Origin of the sequence: Bradyrhizobium sp. 155 (genome assembly GCF_023101105.1) — a bacterium.
Lineage (GTDB): Bacteria > Pseudomonadota > Alphaproteobacteria > Rhizobiales > Xanthobacteraceae > Bradyrhizobium > Bradyrhizobium canariense_D.
In genome coordinates, this window is record NZ_CP064704.1 from 3843190 (window position 1) to 3865603 (window position 22414).

At 60.7% G+C, this 22414-nt stretch carries 21 protein-coding genes, 1 tRNA gene and 1 pseudogene; 17 read left to right on the forward strand and 6 right to left on the reverse strand.

The window, feature by feature from the left end; genetic code table 11:
* Positions 1–91 precede the first annotated feature (91 nt).
* The 11 genes from pncA (at position 92) to IVA93_RS18825 (ending at position 11585) form a co-directional block, all read left to right on the forward strand.
* Complete coding sequence (gene pncA, locus IVA93_RS18775) at positions 92–730, forward strand: bifunctional nicotinamidase/pyrazinamidase (protein ID WP_247789902.1); 639 nt, start codon at positions 92–94, stop codon at positions 728–730.
* A gap of 16 nt (positions 731–746) precedes the next feature.
* Positions 747–1862, forward strand: a complete 1116-nt coding sequence (locus tag IVA93_RS18780) for an alpha/beta fold hydrolase (RefSeq protein WP_247336697.1) — start codon at positions 747–749, stop codon at positions 1860–1862.
* A 146-nt stretch (positions 1863–2008) separates the two neighbouring features.
* Positions 2009–4042, forward strand: a complete 2034-nt coding sequence (locus tag IVA93_RS18785) for an NAD(+) synthase (protein ID WP_204511246.1) — start codon at positions 2009–2011, stop codon at positions 4040–4042.
* Positions 4043–4056: 14 nt separating this feature from the next.
* Positions 4057–4443, forward strand: coding sequence for a GrlR family regulatory protein (locus tag IVA93_RS18790; protein ID WP_204511245.1), 387 nt, complete (start codon positions 4057–4059; stop codon positions 4441–4443).
* A gap of 92 nt (positions 4444–4535) precedes the next feature.
* Positions 4536–5789, forward strand: a complete 1254-nt coding sequence (locus IVA93_RS18795; protein ID WP_204511244.1) for a DUF1236 domain-containing protein — start codon at positions 4536–4538, stop codon at positions 5787–5789.
* A gap of 691 nt (positions 5790–6480) precedes the next feature.
* A complete protein-coding gene (gene ilvD, locus IVA93_RS18800) occupies positions 6481–8331 on the forward strand; it encodes a dihydroxy-acid dehydratase (protein WP_204511243.1) in 1851 nt (616 codons plus the stop codon).
* 238 nt (positions 8332–8569) lie between these two features.
* Positions 8570–8893, forward strand: coding sequence for a hypothetical protein (locus IVA93_RS18805; protein WP_085385228.1), 324 nt, complete (start codon positions 8570–8572; stop codon positions 8891–8893).
* A 282-nt stretch (positions 8894–9175) separates the two neighbouring features.
* A tRNA-Ser gene (locus IVA93_RS18810) sits at positions 9176–9265 on the forward strand.
* A gap of 171 nt (positions 9266–9436) precedes the next feature.
* Entirely contained in the window at positions 9437–10597 is a 1161-nt protein-coding gene (locus IVA93_RS18815) for a tyrosine-type recombinase/integrase (RefSeq protein WP_247789903.1), read from the forward strand.
* Between the two features lie 186 nt (positions 10598–10783).
* On the forward strand, positions 10784–10963 hold the full coding sequence (locus tag IVA93_RS18820; protein WP_247789904.1) for a transcriptional regulator: 180 nt from the start codon (positions 10784–10786) through the stop codon (positions 10961–10963).
* A 37-nt stretch (positions 10964–11000) separates the two neighbouring features.
* Positions 11001–11585 carry a hypothetical protein gene (locus tag IVA93_RS18825; protein ID WP_247789905.1) on the forward strand — a complete coding sequence of 195 codons (585 nt, stop codon included), beginning with the start codon at positions 11001–11003 and terminating at the stop codon, positions 11583–11585.
* 435 nt (positions 11586–12020) lie between these two features.
* On the opposite strand, the gene IVA93_RS18830 is transcribed toward IVA93_RS18825, so the two are convergent.
* The 4 genes from IVA93_RS18830 to IVA93_RS18845 all read right to left on the reverse strand — a co-directional run bounded on the left by IVA93_RS18830 (position 12021) and on the right by IVA93_RS18845 (position 14398).
* Positions 12021–12287: a hypothetical protein gene (locus IVA93_RS18830; RefSeq protein ID WP_247789906.1), complete on the reverse strand. Its 267-nt coding sequence runs from the start codon at positions 12285–12287 to the stop codon at positions 12021–12023.
* Positions 12288–12416: 129 nt separating this feature from the next.
* The gene (locus tag IVA93_RS18835; RefSeq protein WP_247789907.1) at positions 12417–12683 is read right to left on the reverse strand and encodes a hypothetical protein; all 267 of its coding nucleotides are present in this window, start codon (positions 12681–12683) and stop codon (positions 12417–12419) included.
* A 65-nt stretch (positions 12684–12748) separates the two neighbouring features.
* Positions 12749–12904: a hypothetical protein gene (locus tag IVA93_RS18840; RefSeq protein ID WP_247789908.1), complete on the reverse strand. Its 156-nt coding sequence runs from the start codon at positions 12902–12904 to the stop codon at positions 12749–12751.
* 609 nt (positions 12905–13513) lie between these two features.
* Entirely contained in the window at positions 13514–14398 is an 885-nt protein-coding gene (locus IVA93_RS18845) for a hypothetical protein (protein WP_247789909.1), read from the reverse strand.
* A 121-nt stretch (positions 14399–14519) separates the two neighbouring features.
* On the opposite strand from IVA93_RS18845, the pseudogene IVA93_RS41190 reads away from it, so the two are divergent.
* Positions 14520–15113: pseudogene (locus IVA93_RS41190) on the forward strand (integrase arm-type DNA-binding domain-containing protein); the annotation flags it as partial.
* Positions 15114–15301: 188 nt separating this feature from the next.
* On the opposite strand, the gene IVA93_RS18855 reads toward IVA93_RS41190, so the two are convergent.
* Positions 15302–16276 (reverse strand): ABC transporter substrate-binding protein, encoded by a 975-nt coding sequence (locus IVA93_RS18855; protein ID WP_247402075.1) that lies wholly within the window; start codon positions 16274–16276, stop codon positions 15302–15304.
* A gap of 195 nt (positions 16277–16471) precedes the next feature.
* Here IVA93_RS18855 and IVA93_RS18860 point away from each other — a divergent pair, with 195 nt between their 5' ends.
* The 5 genes from IVA93_RS18860 to IVA93_RS18880 all read left to right on the forward strand — a co-directional run bounded on the left by IVA93_RS18860 (position 16472) and on the right by IVA93_RS18880 (position 20977).
* A complete protein-coding gene (locus IVA93_RS18860) occupies positions 16472–17437 on the forward strand; it encodes an ABC transporter substrate-binding protein (protein ID WP_247402078.1) in 966 nt (321 codons plus the stop codon).
* A 284-nt stretch (positions 17438–17721) separates the two neighbouring features.
* Positions 17722–19110 (forward strand): hypothetical protein, encoded by a 1389-nt coding sequence (locus IVA93_RS18865; protein WP_247366692.1) that lies wholly within the window; start codon positions 17722–17724, stop codon positions 19108–19110.
* Complete coding sequence (locus tag IVA93_RS18870; RefSeq protein WP_247366688.1) at positions 19085–19303, forward strand: hypothetical protein; 219 nt, start codon at positions 19085–19087, stop codon at positions 19301–19303. Before IVA93_RS18865 ends, IVA93_RS18870 begins: the two co-directional genes overlap by 26 nt.
* A 16-nt stretch (positions 19304–19319) precedes the next feature.
* A complete protein-coding gene (locus IVA93_RS18875; RefSeq protein ID WP_247366684.1) occupies positions 19320–20348 on the forward strand; it encodes a hypothetical protein in 1029 nt (342 codons plus the stop codon).
* A 461-nt stretch (positions 20349–20809) separates the two neighbouring features.
* Complete coding sequence (locus IVA93_RS18880; protein WP_247338814.1) at positions 20810–20977, forward strand: hypothetical protein; 168 nt, start codon at positions 20810–20812, stop codon at positions 20975–20977.
* Positions 20978–22053: 1076 nt separating this feature from the next.
* Here IVA93_RS18880 and IVA93_RS18885 read toward each other — a convergent pair.
* Complete coding sequence (locus IVA93_RS18885; protein ID WP_345956547.1) at positions 22054–22266, reverse strand: DUF2939 domain-containing protein; 213 nt, start codon at positions 22264–22266, stop codon at positions 22054–22056.
* Between the last annotated feature and the right edge of the window lie 148 nt (positions 22267–22414).

The following is a 22414-nucleotide window of genomic DNA, read 5'->3' on the forward strand; positions in this document are numbered from 1 at the left end:
GATCGCCGCACCTTCTCGTTGGTTGCGAAGCAGCCCGGGAAGATCGACACTGCAGACGTGCCTTCGGCGCCGCTCGCGCGGATGGCCTGGAATGGACCTTGCGATGAAGATTTCCGACCGCGACGTGCTGCTGGTCATCGACGTGCAGAACGATTTTTGCACGGGCGGGGCGCTCGCCGTGCCCGGCGGCGAGAAGGTCGTCCCCGCCATCAATCGGATCGCCCAAAAATTCGCCAATGTGGTGCTGACCCAGGACTGGCATCCCCGCGATCATGTCTCCTTTGCGCCGAACCATGCGGGCAAACAGCCGTTCCAGACCATCGTGCTCGACTACGGCGTCCAGGTGCTGTGGCCGAGCCATTGCGTGCAGGGCACCGCAGGCGCCGAATTTCATCGCGATCTCGACGTCACCCGCGCAAATCTGGTGGTGCGGAAGGGATTTCGGCGCGGCATCGATTCCTATTCGGCGCTGTTCGAGAACGACAGGACAACGCCGACCGGCCTGCTCGGATATTTGCGCGAACGCGAGTTGAACACCGTCTTCGTCGCCGGCCTCGCGTTCGACTTCTGCGTTCGCTTCTCGGCGGACGATGCCCGCAAGGCCGGGTTCGAGGTCGCCGTCATCGAGGACGCCTGCCGCGGCATCGATCTCGACGGCTCGGTGGCCGCGACCCATCAGAGTTTTCGCGGGCGCGGTATTTCGCTCGTCAGCTTCGAGGCCTTCCTGTGAGGACCGTGGGATAGCCATGGCGGAGAAGACCGGCAAACAGCTGCGCGCACCGGAGCCGGTCCCGGATGACCCGCTGCTGTGGCCGTTCGCTGCGGCGCGGATTGCCATGGACGCCTGCTTTGGATGGCTCGAGCGCGGCCCGTCGGAGCTGGCCGACAGCAGCCTGCCTTGGACCACGCCCAACTCCGTCGCGCTGGAGCTTGCGACCATGCGCCTGCGCAATTGCGCGCGGACGGGGGCCGGCCAGCCGGCACTGGTCTGCGCGCCCTATGCGCTGCACCGGGCCCTGATCGCCGACTTCGCGCCCGGCCACAGCGTTGTGCAGTCCCTGCAAAATGGCGGCATCGACCGGGTCTATCTCACCGACTGGCGCTCGGCCGCACCCGACATGCGCTATCTCTCGATCGACAGCTATCTCGGTGATCTCAACGTCGCCATCGACGAAATCGGCGCGCCGGTCGATCTCGTCGGCCTGTGCCAGGGTGGCTGGCTCTCGCTGCTCTATGCGGCGCGCTTTCCCGCCAAGGTGCGGCGGCTGGTACTGGCTGGCGCGCCCGTCGACCTCTCCATTGACTCCAGGCTGTCGCAGCTCGCCCGCAACGCGCCGGAGATGGTCTACGACCAGCTCGTCGCCCGCGGCGGCGGCAATGTCAGCGGCGAAGAGATGCTGCGGGTCTGGTCGAAGGCACCGAGCCGCGACGACATCGCGACGGCGCTGCAGAGCGACCTCTCCGGCGAGGACGGTGCGGCGCTGCTGGCGCGCTTCGAGCGCTGGAATGCCGAGCCCCTCAATCTGCCCGGCACCTATTATCTCGAGATCGTCAACTGGATTTTCCGGGAGAACCGGATCGCGCGCGGCCAGTTCACGGCACTCGGCCGCGGGATTGATCTGAAGGACGTGAAGGCGCCGGTCTTCCTTTTGGCCGGACTCGATGACGACGTCGTGCCGGCTGCGCAGGCGCTCGCCACCGCCGGCTTGCTCGGCACACCGCCGGCCTTCATTGCGGCGGCCTCCCAGCCCAGCAACCATCTTGGCCTGTTCATGGGCGCGCGGACCCACGCCCATGCCTGGCCCCGGATCGCCGAGTGGCTGCGCGACGATCTGCCCGGCATGCTGGCGCGCAGAGCCTGAGACTGCCTCAAGGGCACGGCCGGGCAGCGAAGCTGCAAATCCGTTATGCATGCCGTTGAATGACCTGCACGGGGCCATGTCGATGGGTTAAATGGAGTCCAGAGCTGGCGGAGGCCGGTCGCGACGAGACAAAGGGACTTTGCTCGATGAGTTTCCACTCGATCTATGCCCACGGATTTGCGCGCGTGGCGGCCTGCGTCACCACCTCTCATGTGGCTGATCCGACGGCCAACGCAGCTGCGGTTCTGGCGGCGGCGAAGGACTGCCACGCGCAGTCGGTGGCAGTTGCCGTGTTTCCCGAGCTCGGCCTGTCCGGCTATGCAATCGAAGATCTCGTGAAGCAGGATCCGCTGCTCGATGCGGTCGAGCGCGGGCTTGTGGCCGTCGTCGAGGCATCCTCGTCCCTGATGACCGTCCTGATCGTTGGCGCGCCGCTGCGCTTTGGCAATCGGATCTACAATTGCGCGGTCGTCATCCATCGCGGCAAGATCCTCGGCGTGGTGCCCAAGAGCTACCTGCCGACCTATCGCGAATTCTACGAGGGGCGGCATTTCGCCTCCGGCGCCGGCATCGTCGGAGAGATGGTCGCCTTTGGCGGGCTGCATGCCCCGTTCGGCGTCGACCTCCTGTTCGCAGCCGAGGACGTTCCGGGCCTGACCATCGGCGTCGAGATCTGCGAGGACATGTGGATCCCGGTGACGCCGGCCTCCGAGCTCGCGCTCGCGGGTGCGAGCGTGCTGATCAATCTCTCGGGCAGCCCGATCACGATCGGCCGCGCCCGCTCGCGCGCGCTCTTGTGCCAATCGACTTCAGCCCGCTGCCTCGCGGCTTACGTCTATTCCGCCGCAGGGGCAGGGGAATCGACCACGGATTTGGCCTGGGACGGCCAGACCTCGATCTACGAGAACGGCGTGCTGCTGGCCGAGGGCGAGCGGTTCCGGCAGGGCGGCCAGATCACGCTGGCCGACGTCGATCTCGACCTGCTCAGGCAGGAACGCGCGCTGATGGGTACGTTCGATGACAATCGCCGGCAGCGCGAAGCCTTCTTCCGAAAAGTCGGCTTCGCCTTGAAGCCCCCGGCCGCCGATATCGGCTTCCTGCGCAAGGTCGAGCGCTTTCCGTTCGTGCCGAGCGACGAGAGCCTGCTCGAGCAGGACTGCTATGAGGCCTACAACATTCAGGTCGCGGGCCTTGTCCAGCGCATGCGTGCGACCGGTACCAAGCGCGTCGTTATCGGCGTCTCTGGCGGACTCGATTCTACCCACGCCTTGATCGTCGCCGCCAAGGCCGTCGACCTTCTTGGCCTGCCGCGAGAGAACATTCTCGCCTACACCATGCCGGGCTTTGCCACCGGCAGCGACAGCAAGACCAATGCGCTGGGGCTAATGACGGCGCTGCAGACGAGTTGGCAGGAACTCGACATTCGCACCACGGCGACGCAGATGCTGAAGGACATCGGCCATCCCTTCGGCAAGGGCGAGAAGGTCTACGACGTCACATTCGAGAACGTGCAGGCGGGCCTGCGCACGGACTATCTGTTCCGGCTCGCCAACCATCATGGTGGCCTCGTGATCGGCACCGGCGATCTTTCCGAGCTCGCACTGGGCTGGTGCACCTACGGCGTCGGCGATCAGATGGCGCACTATAACGTCAATGCCGGAGTGCCGAAGACGCTGATCCAGCATCTGATCCGCTGGGTGATTGCTTCCAAGCAGTTCAGCGACGACGTCAACCAAACGCTTGGATCGATCCTGTCGGCCGAAATCTCGCCGGAGCTGGTTCCGGCTGAGCCGGGCGAGAAGCCGCAGAGCACGGAAGCTTCGGTCGGCCCCTACGAGCTCCAGGATTTCAACCTGTTCTACACGCTGCGGTTCGGCATGCGGCCGTCCAAGATCGCCTTTATGGCGCTGCAGGCCTGGAAAGACGTTGCCCAGGGCGAGTGGCCGCCGGCATTTCCGACCGACAAGCGCAAGGCCTACGATCTCAAGGAAATACGCCGCTGGCTGGAGGTGTTCTTGCGCCGCTTCTTCGCTTTCAGCCAGTTCAAGCGCTCGGCGATGCCGAACGGACCCAAGGTTTCGGCCGGCGGCTCGTTGTCGCCGCGCGGCGACTGGCGTGCGCCGTCGGATTCGAGCGCTGCGGCGTGGCTTGAAGATCTCGAGCGGAATGTGCCGGTTTGAACGGGAAATGAGCGATGTCGGCCGGCGATGGGCCCGAGCAGGGCGGCAACCCACAGAAGGTCCTCAACGGCCTCTACATCTTTGAGATCGAGATGCGCGACGGCAAGCGCGGCCAGGCCAAAGGCGTCGTCGTGCTCTGCGATGGCCGCATCATGGGCGGCGACAGCTATTTCTACTACACCGGCAGCTACACCTTCCGGAACGGGAAATGGCGCGGCGACATGACCGTCAATCAGCACACCGAGGCCGTCGGCAAGCCGCTCGCGTTCGGCGGCAGGGAAGTGACCTGCGGCTTTTCCGGCGACTATTCCGCCGACGGCGCCGAAGTCGAAGGCATGGCGCTGGTTGGCAAGACCAGCGTGACATTCACGGCGCGGCTCACGCTGAAGGACCCGATGTGAGACCCGCGTGATCAGCCCTCGTTCCTGATCAGGAACCTTCGCACCCACAGAACGTTCGCGTCTGTCGTTGCGAATTTTCCAGGAGAGGGACCATGCGCAAGCACTTGATGTTATCGACCGCGGCTATCGGACTGATGCTTGCTTCCGGCTTCGCCTACGCCCAGGCGCCCGGTGAGCGAAGGGACGAGCCGAGACGGACCGAGGAGCCGGCGAAAGGTGCCGGGCCGCAACGCGGCGGCGCCCAAGAACGGGTTCAAGAGCGCGCGCAGGGCGCCCAGGAGCGATTGCAGGGTGCGGGCCGCGAGGAGAAGGGCGGCGCTGCCAAGCAGGACGCGAGTGACGACAAGCGCCAGCCGGCCAGTTCTGCCGAGCGCAGCCAGCCGAAGTCGAAGGATCAGGCCCAGGAATCTCGTGAGCCTTCGCGCGATCGCAACCGTGAGGCGGAGAGCCCGAAACCGGGACGCGACGGCAAGAACAGCGCCGAGACGAAGCAGGACAAGTCCGCGCCGCAGAAATCAACGGCCGAGTCCGAGAAGTCCAAGTCCGGCACGTCTGGCCAGCAGAACGAGCGCACGGGAGCTGCGGCCAACCAGAACGAGCGCAACCAGACCCAGCCGCCGCGCAACGCGGCCGAGCAGCAGCAGCCGGCGCAACAGAACAACCGACCGGCCACAGCGACCGACACGAACCGGACGGCCCCGACCAACAATGCGCAGACCGCGCCTGCCACTTCAGGCACGCAGACCAATCAAGCCAATCAGACGCCCCAGACCAACACGCAGGCCAATCAGCAGACCCAGGTGACGTCCGAGAAGCAGGTGCGGATCTCCGAAACGGTGAGCCGCGCACGCCTGGCGGAGCCGGAGCGTAATCTGAACATCTCGATCCGGGTCGGTGAAACCATTCCCTCGCGCGTGCGCCTCCACAGGCTTCCGCCCGAGATCGTCGCGATCGAGCCCGAGTATCGGGACTACGAATATTTTTCGACGGGCGACGACGTCGTCATTGTGGAGCCGCGGACGCATCGCATCGTCAGCCAGGTGCCCCGCGATCCCTCACGAGCCCGCGCCCAGATGAGCGGCGGCACCTCATCGAGCATGGCGGCCGCCGGGGGCAGCAATGTGAACTGCCAGATCATGCGGCGTGACGCCTCGGGTAATGTGGCCCAGGCAGAACCCTCGACCGTGGGCTCGACCGCGCGAACGGACTCCCTGAGCGTGACTGTCCAGATGCCCGGCGGCGGCTCATCCGCGCCGATCGCCCTCGGCGCTCCCGCGGGCAACATCGTGGTCGCGACGCAAGGGCAGGGCGACTGCACGGTGACGATCGAGCCGCAGACACGCTAGCGCCGTGTCGGCATAACGACGCCAAAACGACTTCGCGCCGCACGGCTGATCAAACCGGCGGCGCGAAATCACGTTCAAACTAGAAAGTCCCGAGGTCCGGAGTGCCTAGGTCCGGACCTCGTAACCTTGCCCCAGCCTTTGATCCCCGCCCCATGTGGTCCCCAACCCCGTGGTGCGCGATCAGAGGGTGATGCCCTTGGAAGGCCGCCGATCGATGTACCGCGATGTACGCGACATCGGAATAGGATTCCATTCCGGATCACTACGGATTTCATCGCGCTTGAATTTTCGCGGCGCATGCGCCTGCACGCGCGGTTGCCTGAAACCAATGCAAGCGCGCGAGCGCATGTGGCCCTCATCATGCCGGCACCGGCGACCACCATCGTCGTGACCACGCTGCCGGTCTCCGTGATCGCCGACCGGCTCGATCCCGAACTGCAATAATTCCGTCATGGCCGGGCTTGTCCCGGCCATCCACGACCTTTCCGCATCAAGAACGTGGATGCCCGGGACAAGCCCGGGCATGACGGCGCAGATCCGCCGGTGCCCACGCGCCGGGAGCAGGGGAGCCCTGTCCGGCCCAAGTTCCCGTTGCGCGCGTTCCCCCCGTGCGCTATCCGGCCGGAAAGGCCTGAGGCGGCTTCGAAATTTTGCCGCGCCCGGCCAGCCAAACCCGACGACGGAAACCGCCATGCCAGCCTATCGCTCCCGCACCACCACCCACGGCCGCAACATGGCGGGCGCCCGCGGCCTCTGGCGCGCGACCGGCATGAAGGACGGCGATTTCGGCAAGCCGATCATCGCGGTGGTCAATTCCTTCACCCAGTTCGTGCCCGGCCACGTCCATCTCAAGGACCTCGGCCAGCTCGTCGCCCGCGAGATCGAGCAGGCCGGCGGCGTGGCGAAGGAGTTCAACACCATCGCGGTCGACGACGGCATCGCCATGGGCCATGACGGCATGCTCTACAGCCTGCCGTCGCGCGAGCTGATCGCCGACAGCGTCGAGTACATGGTCAATGCCCATTGCGCCGACGGCATGGTCTGCATTTCGAACTGCGACAAGATCACCCCCGGCATGCTGATGGCGGCGCTGCGGCTCAACATCCCCGCCGTGTTCGTCTCGGGCGGACCGATGGAGGCCGGCAAGGTCACGCTGCAGGGCAAGACCAAGGCGGTCGACCTGATCGATGCCATGGTCGCAGCCGCCGACTCCAAGGTCAGCGACGAGGACGTCAAGGTGATCGAGCGCTCGGCGTGCCCGACCTGCGGCTCGTGCTCGGGCATGTTCACGGCCAATTCGATGAACTGCCTCACTGAAGCCCTTGGCCTTGCGCTCCCCGGCAACGGCACGGTGGTCGCAACCCACGCCGATCGCAAACGCTTGTTCGTCGAGGCCGGCCACACCATCGTCGATATCGTGCGCCGCCACTACGAGCAGGACGACGCTAGCGTGCTGCCGCGCAATGTCGCGAACTTCAAGGCGTTCGAGAACGCGATGACGCTCGACATCGCGATGGGCGGTTCGACCAACACGGTGCTGCATCTGCTCGCCGCCGCCCATGAAGGCGAGGTCAAGTTCACCATGCAGGATATCGACCGGCTGTCGCGCCGCGTGCCTGTCCTTTGCAAGGTCGCGCCGTCGGTTGCCGACGTGCATGTCGAGGACGTGCATCGTGCCGGCGGCATCATGGGCATCCTGGGCGAGCTCGACCGCGCCGGCCTGATCGACACGTCGGTCTCGACCGTGCACGCGCCGACCATGAGCGACGCGCTGGAGCGCTGGGACATCAAGCGCTCCAGGAGCGAGTCTGTCCGCACCTTCTTCCGGGCGTCGCCCGGCGGCATCCCGACCCAGGTCGCCTTCAGCCAGGAGCGCCGCTACGACGAGCTCGATACCGACCGCGAGAAGGGCGTGGTCCGCAACCTCGAGCACGCCTTCAGCAAGGACGGCGGCCTCGCCGTGCTCTACGGCAATCTCGCGCAGGACGGCTGCATTGTGAAGACCGCCGGCGTCGACGCCTCGATCCTGAAATTCTCCGGCCCCGCCCGCGTATTCGAAAGCCAGGACGCCGCCGTGGAAGGCATTCTGGGCGGCAAGGTCGTTGCCGGCGAGGTCGTGGTGATCATCTATGAAGGCCCGCGCGGCGGTCCCGGCATGCAGGAGATGCTGTATCCGACCAGCTATCTGAAATCGATGGGCCTCGGCAAAGCCTGCGCGCTCGTCACCGACGGACGCTTCTCGGGCGGCTCGTCGGGCCTGTCGATCGGCCATCTGTCGCCGGAAGCGGCCGAAGGCGGCAACATCGGTCTGGTCAGGACCGGCGATCGCATCGCCATCGACATCCCGAACCGCAGCATCACGCTGGAGGTCTTCGACGAGGAGCTCGCCAGGCGCCGCGCCGTGGAAGAGGCGAAGGGCGATGCCGCATGGCAGGCGATCGGCCGCAAGCGCAACGTCTCGACCGCGCTTCAGGCCTACGCCGCGCTCACCACCAGCGCCGCGCGCGGCGCGGTGCGCGAGGTGAAGCGGCGCTCGAAGTAAGTGCGTCACGTGCGGGTGTGATCGCAAGCATCACGCATCGCGCATGGTCAACAAGTTCTGAACGGCCGGCGCAAGCCGGCCGTTTGCATTAAGGATGCCCCGATGAACTTCGGCAGCTCAGAATTTTGCGGCGTATACTGCCATCGATCTTCGCAAATCCGTTTCGGGCAATTGGGGCACCACAATAATGTCTCGCACTCTCGCTGTCGTTTTCTCAACAGTCGTCGCTGCGATTTCAATGACCGGCGCGGCTTCCGCCGGCTGCTACAATTGCTACACGCCGCCGCCGTGCACGACCTGCTACCAGCAGCAATACGTGCAGCCGCAATACCGCACCGTCGACGAGACCGTGATGGTGTCGCCCGGCTCCGTCGTGGCGCACCGCGCACCGGCGCAGTACCGCACCGTGATGGTGCCGCAGACCGTGATGGTGGCGCCGCCGAGCGTCCAGTACGAGCGCATCCCGCCGCAATACGCCACGCGCCAGCGCGTCGAGATGGTCCAGCCGGGCTATTCCTATTACGCCCCGGTGCAGATGAACTGTGCCTCCTGCGGGTACTGAGCCAAGCTAGCTTACGAAGAATTCAAGCGGCGCTCCCAACGGGAGCGCCGCTTTTCTTTGCAGCCAGCAAACGAGGCCCGGAAACGGAGGCGACTCCAAACCGGGCCTCGCAACCGGCGACGCCCTGGGAGATGTCGCCAGTGTCCGGGATCGCCGAGAGGGCATAGGGTAAGGGAACAGGCTGACGCTCGCCTGACAGATCCGATGCCGGGGAAGGGGCGGGCGCCAACTTCGCGTTGCCATGCGCCGTCGACTGCGTTAAGCGACAGCAATTCCGAACTTGGAAGGGTGGCCGAGTGGTTTAAGGCACCGGTCTTGAAAACCGGCGTGCCCGCAAGGGTACCGTGGGTTCGAATCCCACCCCTTCCGCCACGTGCTAATCCATCAGTGTCTATACTCGTCCATCCCGGACATCCAACCCCTTGAGGCTTAACGCGAATTTTTACTTTTGCGTCGTTCAATAGGTTCGCGTGTCTACCGGCATCTACATCGTCGACGTGGGTGCGGACGTGGGTTTAGGCGGACACTTTTGAGGGATTAGCAATGGGAAATCTGACTGCACTAAAGGTGAAAAACGCCAAGGCTGGCGACAAGCTCGCCGATGGCGACGGGCTGAGGCTGGACGTGGACAAGAACGGTAACGCGAGCTGGGTCTTTCGATTCAAATCGCCCGTGACCGGCAAAGAGAGGTTCATGGGGCTCGGTCCCATGCGCGATGTGGGGTTAGCAGCGGCTCGCGATGCCGCCGCCGCGGCCCGCGCTCTGGTGCGCAGTAATGTCGATCCGATCGAACACCGCATTAGCGAGCGCGCCAAGGCCAAGGCAGCAGCAACGGGAACGCTCACTTTCGAAACCTATGCAAAGCGGTACATCGCCGGCAAAGAGGTCAGCTGGAAAAACGAGAAGCACCGGCAACAGTGGGCAAATAGCCTGCGCGATTACGCCTATCCGATCATCGGGCAGCTCGCCGTTCCGGAAGTGGACACCGAGGCGGTGTTGAAGGTTCTGCGTCCGATCTGGAACAACAAGAAGGAGACCGCCCGGCGGGTTCGGGGCCGGATTGAGGCGATCTTGAACGCGGCGAAAGCGGAAGGTCTGCGAACCGGCGAGAACCCTGCGCTTTGGCGCGGTCACCTTGACCAGGTGCTTGCCCGCCGTCGCAAGTCAGACGTGAAGCACCACCCGGCGCTGCGTTACGAAGAGTTGCCGCAGTTCTGGCGATCCCTGGCAAGCGACGCGAGCGACGCCGCCAAGATGTTACGCTGGATCATCCTGGCCGCATGCCGCTTCAACGAAGCTGCCGATATGGACCAGGCAACCGAAGTGAAGGGCGAACTTTGGACAATCCCAGCGGTTCGCATGAAGGCGGAGCGTGAGCACAAGGTGCCCTTGACAAACCTGGCCCTTGCGCAAATTCCGTTCCGCCCCGTGTCCGACGTGACGCTTAGCAAGTGCATCGCCCGCCATACCAATACAACCGCTACCACGCACGGCTTTAGATCGACCTTCCGGGATTGGGCGGGCGACTGCACAAGCTTTCCGCGCGAGATTGCCGAAATGGCTCTAGCACACGCGGTTGGCGACGAAACCGAAGCTGCATATCGGCGTTCAACAGCCTTGGTGAAGCGACGCGATCTGATGAATGCGTGGGCCGACTATTGCTGCGGTGTCCGCCTGAACAACGACGCTCGCCACACTAATTAATAGCGGTTAACCATTGCTTGACTCATGTGAGCGTACCTTAATCCACGTGGACGCAACGGTGACCGCAGCTTGCGGCAGAATTTGAACCGGACCCTTCGGAGGACCGGTGTCGTGCGTCCCCTTCAATCGGTTTCAACCCGCGAATGCGTCGCTTCCGCGCTCGCTTCGGCATGTCAGGATACCAACATGGACGAGTCTTTCACCATCAACGAGTTCTGCGCCGCCGAGAAAATCTCGCGCGCTTTTTTCTACAAGCTGCAAGGGCAGGGCAAGGCACCGCGGACGTACCCGGTCGGCAGCAATCGCCGCATCAGCCGAGAAGCGTACGTTGCCTGGCGCACCGCGCGCGAAGCCGAAGCCGCCTAAAACGAAACGCCCCGCAAGTCCAATTGCGAGGCGTTCGATGTTGAGCAGTGCTGAAACCTTGACAAGGTACTCGCTAACACACTTCGATGCCGATCGTAATATGCTTTTGAGCCTTCTGACCGCTGGCACGTCCGTGCCGCAGAAACCTTGGAAAATGGAAATCGTATTCCCTGAACAATTCGGCGACGACCTTACCCCGGAAGCCCTTACCGCGTGGGGCGATCGACTGGAACAGGCCGAAAAGGACTTAGTACCAATCCAGGAGCGTCTGGACGCTCTGAACAATGCGCTCGCGGATGGATGGTGTCCATCGCGCCTTGTTCAAGGTGAATTGGATCATCTCAATAACGTCCTGACCGCCTATCACGCCAGAAAATATTTAAGCGAGATAGTGCAAACGCTCGATGACGCCGAGGCCGATTTTGCCGCGTGGGAAACGCTTTCCGAAGCTGCCCGAGACGCCATCATAGAGGCGAACGAACGTGCCGAAGCCGACTTGGCTGCACGTCGCAAGGCGCGAGAGGAAGCGAGCGCCCGCAAGAAAGCAATCTACGATGCCGCGAGGAAAATCGGGATGCCTCTTTCTCCGGCATTGGAAGAGGCGCTGGCGTGGGTAGCGTAATGACCGATCCAGATACAGCACTGGCCGCCGCCGAAGCTGAGATTGCACGAAGCCTGGGGAAGTTGGTCTCACTGGCCGTGGGTACTTTGCTACTGTTACTCGCGGCGTGCGTTGTTGGTGTTCTTCTCCTACTGGCCTTCCGCCGATAGGGCCTTCTGCGGACGCAAGAGTTGCCATGAATCCTCAGGGCAACGCCAAATTAAGCTTCTTGGCGCGTTGTTTTTGACTGTGCGCGATTGAGCGCGTTCAACTCCATGATGGAGACGAACGTGATCACTTGGCTGCTAGTAATCGTAGTCGCGGTCAGCGTTGCAATCCTGATTGCCCACGCGATTGACGCGATACGTTCCTGAAGCTCAGCGCAGCGACGCGAGCTATTGGCTGCCGTGCGTGTGGCCCGCTCGCATCAGGCGGCCGGTTCACGCTGGCGGGCCTTCATGCGTTGGCGCCCATCTTGGGAGGGGCAAAGTCAGGCCTGACCTCAGCCCCTCGGTTGCCGCATCCGGCGCACACAAACCGCGGCTCGATATCAGACAAGCGAATATCGTCCGGCCAGCGATCGGGGCTTAGTGCAACGTGATGGCCGCAATGGCAGTAGACCAGGACGCCACGTAGCCCCATCTCGCGCATCTCGCCGAAGGTAATCTTCATCTGCCGGCCGTCGGCGTGCGTAGGCGTGTGGCGTCTTACCGGACGGGACATGCCGCCATTAAAGCGGGATCGCCAGCAGCGCGCAAATTGGCGCTTTCCTAGTAGCTCAGAACGCGGGAGAGCTACTGCGTATTGCGGGTGTGGAGAATTAGCGGGTTGCGCGCGTGACGGGAGCCGCAATCAAAGGTCATCCCTATGTCGGCGACGGAATTCTGCTCGTTCGTAGGCACCTTGGATAAACTCCCGCAAGCCTCCTTTGTAGTTCAGACCGAGCCGGTGGACCTGGATCGAGAATCCAGCCGCCTCCGCATCTTCCTTCAATCGCTCGGCTCGCCGCTTGTGATAATATTGGTGGTCGCTCGGATCAGTACGATCTCCGAGGCTCGCGAGCTTCGTTTTGCTCCATTCAGCTAAAAACGACGAGAACGCATCTTCAATATCTGTCATTTGGATCATCAATTGACGACTAAAGGTGAGAGCGGCCGCGCGTGGACGACCGCTCCCTCGAATTATCAGCGTAACGTGGGCTCTGGAATTTTGATCCTGTGCACCTTGGCCAGAGCCTCGAACTGGATGCGGATGCGCTCGGTGAGCACCTGATGGTCGGCAATATCGGTGGCCAGCGCCATCCGCGCCCGCGTCGTAAACGGCGCTGCTTTCTTCGTCATGGATTTTCCCCCTCTACCTGGACTCGGCCGGGATCGGCCGTCCCCAACAATAGAGCACAATCCGAAAATATATGCAACTTCAAGCTGTTATGTTGATAAATTACATTAAGGGTCGCCACGTTGACTTGCAGCCTAGCAGCGCGGCCCGCAAGATCTCCGCCATGGGACAAGTAAAACACGCTGCCACGATTGCGACCACCCGGTTTCGGCAAGCGCGTCGACATGTCCAAAATTGCGGTTCGAGGGAGCCGTTCGGTCCTCCCATTCTCCACCAAAACAGGCCGCCAATCTTCAACGTCGAAGCGCGCAACGATCGTAACATGATCGTCTTTGCCGGTGTGCTCGGCGGGCTTGGCGCAGCATACGGATTTGCCACCAGCGCCGGACCGATCAGCGCTCCTGGCCAGCTCCTACGGCATCCTTGGCGTCTTGGTCGGTGTCCTCTTGCAACCTTGGTCAACATCACTCGCCGGCTGTGGCGGTAGCCACGCCCTGAAATTTATCCCGTGAACAGCGGCCGATACCCAATGTGTCGGATGCGATACGGCAGTTGATCGAAATCGGATTGAAGGCGCCACGGGCGAAGGATCGCGACTGAAGCGCCAACGTTCACTTTGGCGGATGAGACTGGCCAAAGTACTCGCCCAGGCCGGCCAGAAGACCACCGCTCGGCAACGGAGGCGGCTTCAACGTTTTAAGCGCGTCCGATAAATAATCGGCCAACCGATGATACATGAACATCTTCAAAGTCGGGGCGAGAGTAGGGGAAGGTAGCTTCAGAGATATGCCCGTGACGTCTTCAACAATTTTCCCGTTGCCTTGCTGCTCTTCGGCGAGGATGTCCTGAAGCGTTCGGTGCATGTTTCGAACGTTATGCGCGTAGCGGTTCCTCACCCTGGCGACGCCTTCGATAAATCGGACTTGATCCGGTCGGAGCAGACCCAAACCTTTCGCTAGCGCCACTTTCCCCGTGCGTCCTGAGATGCTCAGCCGCGCAACAAACCCTTGGAAGCTCTCTTCGCTTTCGTCTTGCGACATCACACCAAAAACCGACCGTGGCCGGCGCGTGCAGATTAGGTCGTTCAACATCGGCTCGATGACCGCATAGGTCTTCACCGTTGCGACGTAGTCCGGATCGTTCAGGATCGATGAGATTGTTGCGGTAGGAACCTCTAAATATTGCTCCGCGGCGGTCACACTCTTTTCCACCTCCGCGGCGTACTTTGGCCACCAGACGTCGAAGGGTTCTTTGGCGGGCTCCGTGATAAGGCTTTCGGGAATTGCCCCGGAGATCGGCTGCTTTGGCATTCTGCTCTCGAATCGAACCGTCATGCCTTGTAGCATATGGATATAGTGGCCGGGTTTGCGCACGTGGGGCAGGGCGTGGGTCAAACCGTAGAAAATCAAAATAGCACAACAATTCCAGTGCCCTTCGGTTGACACCCCTTCCGCCAGTATATTGTTCTCCTCTGTTCGCAGTCGTTCGAACTCCACAGCAAAATCAGTGACTTGCGCCGAACCGCTGTACTTCGCAGTTCGCCGGGGTTCATCCTAGTCAGGTCGCTGACCGTAGATTTTGACCGTGGGTTCGGAGGACGGTTTTCCTGGGGGAACAATGGCTGGAAGGCTCAAACCATTCGACGTCGATCGCCAAACCAAGCCCGGCAAATACGCCGATGGCGGTGGGCTTTACTTGATCGTTACAGGACCAACATCGAAAAGTTGGTCGTACCGATTCTGGAAAGATGGCAAGGAGCGCTGGCACGGGCTCGGCTCCTTAAAAGATGTGTCGCTAAAGGATGCGCGGCTGGCACGCGATGCAGCGCGGCTGCGCGTGAAGGGCGACCTGTTCATCGTGCATCCAACCTTAGTGCCGGACCAAATCACCAGAAGCCTAAGAATGGAGCCCGACGTCACTCATTGTGTCGGCGCTCCCCGAAGAACCGCGAAGGGCACGCCCCTGTCCGGAACGTATGCTACCACGCGATGGCGGCGCAGCACGGAATACGTCGTCGAAGATCCAGGCTTTGCGTCTGAATTATCATGTCTGATCGGCGCACTGGTGCCTCACAAGGCGTTCTTTTCGGAGCTCAAAGCCAACGGCGGAACTGCAAGCATCATTATTCAATTCATGGACGGCTTTCTCGCCGACGAATTGTCCAGCGTAATGCTTGCTCGACTTTTGGAGCTCGATTTATCACTCGGGATCGAGTGCTACGCGGGTCTTCCAAAGTCGCGGACGGCTCAACGTGTTATGGAAAAAACAACGTATGTCCGGTTCGGGTCAAAGGCGGCGGTCCGCACCGGCGGCGGTGACTTCTGCTCTACCCCCGACTCCAGACCTGCCGCTGCACAGCGCCAACCGACGCAATGGGCCAGATGCGGAAGTCCCTGTCACTATTCGATTAGCTCATCGGCCCTCGCGAGCAATGATGGCGGCACGGTGAGACCGAGCGCCTTTGCAGTCCGCAGATTCATGCTCATCACATATTGCGCAGGCTGTTCGACCGGAATATCTGCAGGACGCTCGCCTTTAATGATTTTGTCTACCAATCGCGCGCTTTGACGGCCCAAGGACACCAAATCAGGTCCAAGACTTATCAGTCCCCCGGCAGCCACGGCCTCCCTAAAACCGTGGCAAGAGGGTAGCCCATTGACCAACGCGAGATCAGCTGTCTCCTTAATGCTGCCATATGTGAGCGAGCCGGAAACTACCAATAGAGCTTGCTGGCGAGTCTGCTTCATCTCATCGAACGCGCGTGGTAGGTCGTCAGCGGAATTTACGGCGACCCGCGTTAGTAAGACTTTTAAGCCCGGAGCAGACCGCTCCAATGATACCATCGCAAATGGAAAATTCGGATCGCCAACAGCTCCTAATATGGCCACGTTAGAAAGACCAGGCACAACCTCCGTCAAAAGTTGAAGCCGCTTCGCGTACGTTTCCTCGGCCGCTTCAAACGTCACCCCTGTCATATTGCCGCCGGGCTTGGCCAAGCTTCTTACAAGTCCGATATCTACAGGCGCGCCGACTGAAATAAATACTACAGGAATCTCAGCAGTCGCGGATTTTGCCGCGACGCCGCCAACAGTTCCTCCGACGACAAGAATATCGACGTATGGAAGCACTGCCAAAATGGCTTCTTTCATTTTCTCTACAGTTGGAGCGGCAAACTGTTGGCGGACCAGCCTGATGTTTTTGCCATCAACATATCCGAGTTCACGAAGACCGGTAAGCAATCCTTCCATACCCGCACTGCGAGATGCGGCGTCGACGTATCCGACCGTAGCGACCCTTGTGCGTTCCTGTGCCTGCGCTGTGGTCTGCCAAAAGGCGGCACTGAGAAGCGCACCAATAAAGCCACGGCGTTTCATGTCGTCCTCCAAGGACGTGTTGCGTGCGTCGGACTATAGCAGCGTCGCCATGGCGGAAGATATTACAATGAACCCCTCTGGTCCGCCCACCAATGGATAGGAGAACCCAGCACGCTTGACGATGCTCCATCTGCATCTCTCGATTATTGACTGCGAAGGTGCTAAAAATTCCGGGCGGTTCCTAAGGGTAGATCCATGCGCCCATTCGTAACCCGCCGTGCCTGGTTGACCAGCGGCCTTGCATTTCTTCTTGCGACAGGCGGGAAGAGTGAAGGATCGCGTCGGTGGCGCGTGGGATACCTTGATTCCGGGAGATCCCCAGTAGGCAGTAATACATTGAGAGGTGCGCTTCGCGCGCTGGGCTACGAGGAAGGAAGGAACCTCGTCATCGACGTTCGAGAGGCAAATGGGAAGTATGGCTTGCTTCCGGCTCTCGCTGATGAACTCGTGGCCCTGAACCCTGACGTCATCGTTGCAAACGCAACGCCGGCGATCGCAGCGGCACAGAAGGCGACTTCAACAATCCCGATTGTCATGTCGCCGGCGACAGATCCCATCGGATCTGGTTTCGTGGTAAGCTTCGCACATCCAGGCAGAAATATAACCGGTGTCGCCAATATGTTCGGCGACACAACCACAAAGATGCTGGACATCATTCGGTTGGTGTTTCCGACTGCAAAGAAGATTGGCATCTTGACTTCAAACAATCCTACTCATCCGCCCCTAGCCGCTCTTGCAGTGTCCGCAGCCGAAAAGCTTGGCATTTCAGCAACCCCTTTCGCAGCGAGAGACCCTGAAGATCTGGAGCTTGTGTTCGCTCAAATGAAGACGTCTCATTGTGACGTCGTTTACGTTCTTGCGGATCCACCGCGCCCCTCCTTACCTCAAATCGCGCTGCGGGCCAGCTTGCCGACTGTTTTTCAAGTGAACAGCTACGTGACCAACTATGAGGGGCTAATAAGCTACGGCCCTGACACCACAGTCTTCTTTAAGATGGCGGCTACGTACGTCGACCGGATTCTAAAAGGCAGCAAGCCAGCTGACATTCCGGTAGAGCAGCCCTCGGCGTTCCAGCTTGTTGTCAACCTGCGTGCTGCCAAAGCACTGCAGATAACAATCCCAGAGGGCGTCCTGCTAATGGCGGATCAGGTAATTGAGTAGCCAATGACGACTTCCGCTGTGGGTCAAACGCTGACGTTCGGCCGACAACGTGACAAGGTCGGCTCCTGGCCCAGCGGCGGACAGTCGTTCGACGAATTCCGGTCTACCCCGATAGCCAGACATAACTCATTCGTGAACCGCCACAGGGCGACCGCTGTCCTTGCGAGTGAACACAAGGGACGGCAAGGGCGACCAACCCTACAGCGGGAAGACTTGCCACGGCGCCTGCCTCCGGCTGCATGTCAGGACGCTCGAGGCAGCATTCCCGTTCCGGGAGGCGCGATATGCTGCAGTTGAAAGACAAGGTCGGACGGTTCGCGACGACAGGGCGCAGCTGCCAGAACTGGAAAAAGGATCAGGAACTGGTTATTTCGCTGCTCAACAAGATCGCCATTTCCGACGGCGGCGCCGAGAACACGCTCAAACCACAGATGGTCGTGACCGGTTATGCCAGCGACGGCCTTTACAACTCGATTCTGTACTTCCAGAAGAAGAACTTTCCCGGCACGCCTGACGGCTATGTTCGGCCTGCCGGTCCGACATTCAATCGGCTCGTTGAACTGTCGACGAAGGCGGCCGCCAAGCCCGCCCCGCCAAAGGGCCAATGGGACGCAATCGCGACTCCTTCCGTCGATGCTGCACTTCGCAAAGGTCTCATCGACGATTCAAAGCTGGACTACGCAGAGGTCGTTGACATCATCCGGGCTACCGTTGCAGACGGTATGGTCACCGCATTCGAGCTGGACGACCTGACCACCATTGCGAACACCTCCAGAACGCTCTCCCCCACCTCGAAAAAGCTCATCACGCTCTTCGTCGGAGAAGAATACAAGGAGAAGCGCGGGATCGGACCGTATGATCTCAATTCCGACCAGAAAAAACTAGCCGCGGAAATGGTCTGCGATTTCCTGAAAAATACGAGGACGACGTTCTTTCCGAAGCTCGACCCACACCGCGTCGGCATAGGTATTCTCAGGCGCATTGCGAAACCGAGCCTCATCAATCAAGACCAGGGAAGTCTGTGCGGGCCATCCGCCCTGATGTTCGGCTACGCGTCGGACAAGCCAGGGTCTTACGCGCGCTTCGCGATCGATCTCTATCAGAAGGGGCAGGCGAATCTTGGCCGCCTGCTGATCAAGCCGGGAAAGGATGTGAGGAACTTCACGCCACCCTGGTCGCTGGACCACGTCGACTGGCTGACATGCGCCTCCATACGCGATTCGGAGAACTGGTTCCTGGATTTCGACGACACAGGCAAGATCAGCGATCTTGCGGGTGTCACCCTGCCGAGCGAAATGGAGCAATGGTTTCGCAAGGCAGGATACCGGGACGTGCGCGAGAATACCAACATTTCACGATTCAACAAAGACATCGACGATGTAAACGAAGCCAACCGGCTGCTCGACAGCGGATATCGCGTATGTCTTTTCATAAGCGCCAATATGATCGACTATGACGACCAGTCCGATAAAGGCTCCGCGCTTACGATGCACTGGGTCGTGCTGCGCGAGAAGATACAAGTGATGAACGGGTTCGTGAAGGCGAAGGTCTTCTCATATGGCGATGGAGACTATTTGATACCGCATCCGCAGGAAAAAACCCATGCCGTCAAGCCCCTCGCGGTTCGGGACTTTCTTATGAATTTCTATGGGTACGTTGCTGCCAAGGGGTGACCGGGGCCAGAAGCGCCAAGGCAAGACGATGCTGGCCACGCACGAGATGGCCTTCTCAGCCGATGTCTCCACCCGCGTTGGCTTCATGAATGCCGGCATCATGGCCGAGGATCGGCACGCCCGAGGAAACCATCCGCCAGCCGCGCAGCGAACGGCCGAAGGTTCAAAATTTCGCGTTGACGGTCCGAACTAGAACAGGAGAACCGGACATGGCCGCTTTCCAAGAGGTTTTCCGCCGCTCCGGCATCGATGAGGGCCGCAGCCCGCCAGGCATGGTGGTGCCGTTCGGCGGCTCCAACATCGTGGCTCTGATCGATCCCGGAAGAAAGCTCAAAGTCGATCCTAACCCCCATGCCCTCGGGATCAAGGAGATCGATGGCGCCGATACTCTTAGACGTGTCATGCAGACCAAAGACACCTTCTCCGCACCCGACATCGATCCGCAGCTCAGGGCGGCGTCACTTCCCGCCACCTTCAATGGCGATGCACGGTTTTTCGAAATCAATGGCCGGATCAAGCCGATTCCCTTTCCCGGTCTGGAGGTGGTGGCCCGGTCGGCCGGCCGGAAGATCGAAGCCAAGCTCTATGTTGTCGTGCTGCCGGAAATCAAGATCAAGGTGGCGTTCCGCAACGTCATGATTCCGGGCAGCGGCGGCGCTCCGGCTTTTCACGCCAAGAAGCCCTGCAGTGAGCAAGATGAATTGCTGACGATGAACAATATATGGAGGCCGCAGGCCAACATCCGCTTCGAGCGGGTGCCAACCGACTGGCTGGTCATCGACGACTCGCAGGCTGCCGTCAAACAGGAGCTCGCCAATGCGACTGGCATGAAGGATGCGAGCCTTGCGATCCTTCCCGATGTGATCGATGTCGAAAAACTGAAGAGCTTCTTCGCCAAACACAAAGTTCAAGGCGCCCATCTCACCATTTTCTGTGTCGACAAGCTTCGGTCCAAGGGCTCCTTTCCCAATGGCTCGTTTGCTCGATCGCTGGACCTTGCCTTCATCAGCTCGCAACGCGGGCCTAACACGTCTGCCCATGAAGCCGGGCATTTTCTCGGCTCCTACTCGAAGAGCGCGACCAAGCCCTGGGACAGCAACGGCCACACATTGGAGATCGATCCGAAAACCGGAAAAGAAAACAGGGCGGAAGACATCAAGATGCTGATGCGCGACGGAGGCGCCGGGTGGAAGATTCCGTTTAATCTCGTCAAGGAGTTCCGCGACTTCCCCGGCTAGCATCCAAAGCTCAGACGGCAGCTGGAAATCACTCCTGACGTCGAATGTCGCCTTTGGGCCACTTTCAGAATCATGCAAGGCAGCAAATGGAATCAGCCTGTCGGGACGCTAGTGGAATCAAAATCGCAGGTACAGATACCGTTGTTGTGCGGGCCGCTTCGTCATGTAGACCGAGCGGGGGGGAATCCAAATTCTCCAATTGCGGGTTTGGTGGACTGGCCGTCTAATCGCGAGGCGAGCAAAGCTGGCGTGAGCCTGCTCTGATCCAGCCCTCGGAAGCGGGCCACCTACTTCGGAAGCACAGGCGGTTGGCCCGCTGGGCGGTTAAGCGATTTAGGGCACGCCATCGGACTGGCAACGCCAGTGACTTCGCGGACCATTGCGGTGCTGTGCGAGTGGACTGAATCCGGGCAACAGTTCCTCCCTGACCGATTTGATAGCCAACGATTTGGAATAAGTCGATGTTCCGTAATCTGTTCGCGGTCGCGCTGATGGTATCGACCAGCGCCGTGCTCGCGCACGATCACAATCGGCTTGATCTGTCGAAGTGGTTTGCGGAGCTTTATGACCGAAAGGGAGATCTGTGCTGCGATGGTAGCGAAGCGATGCATTTGTCAGAGGTAGATTGAGAGATCACCGGCAACCATCCATTACCGTGTCCGCGTGCCGACAACGCCTGGGGGCTTCGGGCGCGATGGCTGGCGCCACCAACGTGGAAACCGAGTGGGATTACGTACCCGACGACGCCGTCATCGACGAGCCGAACAGGGCTAAAGCGACGCTGGTCTGGCCGCTCTATGGCCCGATGGGTGTGAGCATTCGCTGCTTCATACCCGGGACGATGAAGCGCCTCCGATTTTAATCGGCGCAAGGCGGAGTTCGGCTTAGGGTCAAAAGCCGGCATCTGGGCGCTCTAAGATCTTCGTCTGCTTCCAACCCAAAAGCCGACCACTCCGCGCTCCGTGGTTGAGAGACGCTGCTTCGCGACCTGATCGTGGATTTCAACCGTAGCTATCAAGCTGAGCCGCAAAAGAGCGAACGCAAACAAAGCGATTTGGAGGAGGGAGTATCCGCCTTGAGCCGGTCTCGTTCGAAATCTTGGATCGGCAAGACGCCCAAGACTAAGGAGACGTTGGCGCGCTGACTTGCGCATCCATCAACCGGGTCAACAGTCATCAGGTTGCCCCATCCAACGCCAAGCGTTTCCGTCAGATCTTTGAAACATTGAGGCCGCACCTCAGGGCGTGTGGCATCAGTCCACTTGAAGCCATCGACGAAAACGCCCCCCGCGTCCTCGTGGTTGAGGATTTTGCCACAAAAGGTCTTACGGGAGATCCGGGTGCCCCTGACGGAGGAAACTTCCACAGTTTCTGGCGAAGACACGGCAAGTCCGGAAAATCCGGAAAGGCAGGGGGCCGGTGGGGTCTCGGCAAGCTCGTTTATTCGACATCATCCGATATCAGATGCTTCTTCGGGCTTACGGTCAGGGCGGGCGATGAAACACCCCTCCTGATGGGGCAGGCTGTGCTTGCCAGCCATGAACTCAACAGCAAGCGGTACGTTGCTCACGGCTTCTGGTTTGGCGCTAGAAACGCAGTCGGAATGCAAATGCCGGTTGCCGACGCTGCGTTTACAAAGGATTTTGCCGAACTTACCGGCATAGCCAGGACTACGCAAAGCGGTCTGTCTGTCGTCATCCCCTTCATCAAGCTGACACAATCTGATCAACGATTGAATGGCGGACCCGCGGCAGATTCGTCCGGACGATCACCTGAGCGGCGTCTGCGCTTCGCACGGCCGAAACCAGGCCCAAGACCGAAACGAAGGCTGACCCGGCGTAGATGAAGAGGCAGATCAGGAACGCCGCCAGGATGCCAATGAGCCACCTCATGGAGCGGCAATCATGGTGAAAGGGCATTGTTCCAAGATGCGATCGGCAAGGACCTCTAACGCCTCTGCGCGGAGAAGTTTAATCATCTTGATCGTTGGAGGTTGGCAATGCACAAACTGATCGCCGCAATGAGCGCTGCGTTCGCAGCAGCGTGTGGGAGAGGATCGTAGACAGA